The sequence below is a fragment of the Geodermatophilus chilensis genome, from assembly GCF_002802985.1.
Taxonomy (GTDB): domain Bacteria; phylum Actinomycetota; class Actinomycetes; order Mycobacteriales; family Geodermatophilaceae; genus Geodermatophilus; species Geodermatophilus chilensis.
Genome location: NZ_NVPT01000303.1, coordinates 1 through 2671, shown reverse-complemented (window position 1 = coordinate 2671; position 2671 = coordinate 1). Strand labels below are relative to the sequence as shown.

Here is a 2671-nt window from a genome sequence, read left to right as displayed (position 1 = left end):
CCGGAGGCGCGGCTGGCCCGTGGGGATGGCACGCCCGTGCCGTTGCGTCGTCTGCCTCGGCCTGCGACGGTTCGCCCGGGCAAGGGCCGAGGGAAGGTGGTTCATGGCGGGCGCGGCCGGCGACACCAACGACGGACACGGCCGCTCGTCGGTGGGCGAGGCGTCCATGCAGCCCGGTTTCACGGCCGCGCGCCCCCGACGACTGTCGGTCTGCCTCTACAGCCCCTCGGTCGATCCCTCCGGGATGGGTGCGCACATGCTGGACCTGGCCACGGAGTTCCGGTCGCAGGCCGACGTGTCCGTGCTGTGCTGGGGAACGGCGAGCGGACACCGGGTCCTCGACCGCGCCTCCGCGCTGGGGGTGGCCACCTGCGCCCTGCCCCACCCGCGCGATGCCGCGTTCGGGCAGGCCATCGTGGACTTCCTCACCGCTCACCCGGCGAACGTCTTCCACATCCACGTGGGCAGCGGCCGGGAGGACTTCGACGGCGCCCGAGCCGCGCGACGAGCCGACGTGCCGGCCATCGTGCAGACCCAGCACCAGCCGTGGCTGCTCAATCCGCGGAAACGGGCCCCGTTCTTCCGCGCCATCGCGCCGGTGGACCGGCTGATCGCCGTCTCCGAGGGGGTGCGGGTGACCCACGAGCGCATCGGCGTGCCCGCCCAGCGCCTGGTCACCGTGCCCAACGGCATCGTCTCCCGAGGACCGGGCCCCGGGCGGGCGGCCGCGCGAGCCACGCTGGGCCTGCGTCCCGATCAGCTGGTGGTCATGACCGTGGGCCGGCTGATGGTGCAGAAGGGCCAGCGCTACCTGGTGGCGGCGATGCCGGCGCTCGCGGAGCGGTTCCCGAACCTGGCGGTGGTCATCGTCGGCGGCGGCTACCTGGCCGGCGACCTGGCCCGCCAGGCGGCCGAGCTCGGGGTGGCCGGGCTTCTCCACCTGTCCGGCCACCGGACCGACGCTCGGATGCTCCTGGACGCCGCGGACGTGTTCGTGCTGCCCTCCCGCCAGGAGGGGATGCCGCTGGCCGCCCTCGAGGCGATGGACGCCGGCCTGCCCGTGGTCGCCACCGACGTCATCGGCACGGCGGAGGTCGTGGCGCACGGGCTGACCGGGACGCTCGTCCCGCCGCAGGACCCGCCCGCCCTCGCCGAGGCGCTCGCCGAGCTGCTCGACGACCCGGATCTGCGGCACCGCTACGCCCGAGCCGGGCGGCGCCGATACGTGGAGCACTTCACGGCCCGGCGGATGGCCGAGGACACCCTGCGGGTCTACGAGGACGTCCTGGCGGAGGCCGGCGCACCGGTCGGCGGTGCCTGCCGTCGTGCCGGGGCGTCACCTGAGCTGCTCGATGCAGGCGTGACCACGTCTGGAAGCCCGTCCGCCGCCGCCGGCTCCTGAGCCCAACAGCGCCGTCCGGGCGCCCGGGGCCGAGGGCGGTCAGGAGGGCCGGTGGCGGGGTCGGCGGGCTACAGCGGCAGTCGTCGTTCCTCGCCGGTGAGCCACTCCAGGACCACGATGCTGGCGTCGTCCTGGAGCTGATCGACCTGGTGGCTGAGCACGCGGCGCATCAGCCGCCGCACGGTCTCCGGCGCCCGGTCACCGGCGGCGGTGGCGGCGCTGATGAAGTCGGCCAGTCGCTGCTCGCCGAAGAACTCCCCGTCCGGGGAGCGGGCCTCGGTGATGCCGTCGGTGTAGAGCAGCAGCCGGTCGCCGGGCTCCAGGCGGGTCTCGCAGCAGACCGGCTCGGCCTCCTGCAGGCCCAGCGGCCGGGCCGGCGGATGGGGCGGCAGCGGCACCAGCGAGGTGCCGCGCAGGATGAGCGGGGCCGGATGTCCGGCGTTGATCCACCGCAGCCGCCCGGTGTCGATGTCGAGGCGGGCGATGACCGCGGTGGCGAACTGGCTGCCGGGGAACTGTCCGGCGATCGCGGCGTCGATCTCCGCGGAGATGTCGGGCAGGTCCAGGGAGTTGCGGCGGGCGTGCCGGTAGGCGCTGATCGCGACGCCGGCCAGCACCGCGGCCGGCAGCCCGTGCCCGACCGCGTCGATGACCAGCAGGTCGGCGATGTCACCGTTGACCGCGTAGTCGAAGGAGTCCCCGCCGATGTCGTAGGCCGGCTCCAGGCCGCCGGTGATGACCAGCCGGTCGGTGGCGAAGGTCAGCGGCGGCAGCAGCTCCCACTGCATCTCGGCGGCCAGCGACAGAGTCCTGCGGCGGCGCAGCCGGGAGAAGACGTCGCTGTAGGCGTCCCTGACCACGATCAGCTCGGCGACGAGCGCGACGAACGCGCGGAGGGCATCGTCCCGCTCGCGGCCGGGCTCCTCGGGGAGGACGAGCTCGGCGACGCCGAGCCGCTCCACGCCGTCCAGCAACGGCACCCACAGCCGGTGGACGCCTTCTCCGGCGGTGCTGCTGAGCACCTCGACCCGGCGGAACGCCAGCCCGGCCATCGTCCCCTCGATGGGCAGCTCCTGGCGCTCCGGGACGCCCGCACCGGGCAGCGGCAGCAGGGTGACCTGCTCGTAGTCGGCCAGGTAGAGCACGGTCTCCGTGGCGCCCAGCGCCCGGGCCTGCGCCGCCACGGTGCTGGCCAGATCGACCGGGGAGAGCAGATGAGCGGCTCGCAACAGCGAGCTCAGGGGGTCGATCACTGAGCTCACCCTGTCC

Annotated in this window: 2 protein-coding genes; one reads left to right on the top strand and one right to left on the bottom strand. The window is 74.4% G+C overall.

Annotated elements, in window-relative coordinates:
• Positions 1–103: 103 nt before the first annotated feature.
• On the top strand, positions 104–1402 hold the full coding sequence (locus CNO22_RS26610; protein ID WP_198588635.1) for a glycosyltransferase family 4 protein: 1299 nt from the start codon (positions 104–106) through the stop codon (positions 1400–1402).
• Between the two features lie 68 nt (positions 1403–1470).
• Here CNO22_RS26610 and CNO22_RS26605 read toward each other — a convergent pair whose 3' ends face one another.
• Complete coding sequence (locus CNO22_RS26605) at positions 1471–2655, bottom strand: PP2C family protein-serine/threonine phosphatase (RefSeq protein WP_232807384.1); 1185 nt, start codon at positions 2653–2655, stop codon at positions 1471–1473.
• Positions 2656–2671 lie beyond the last annotated feature (16 nt).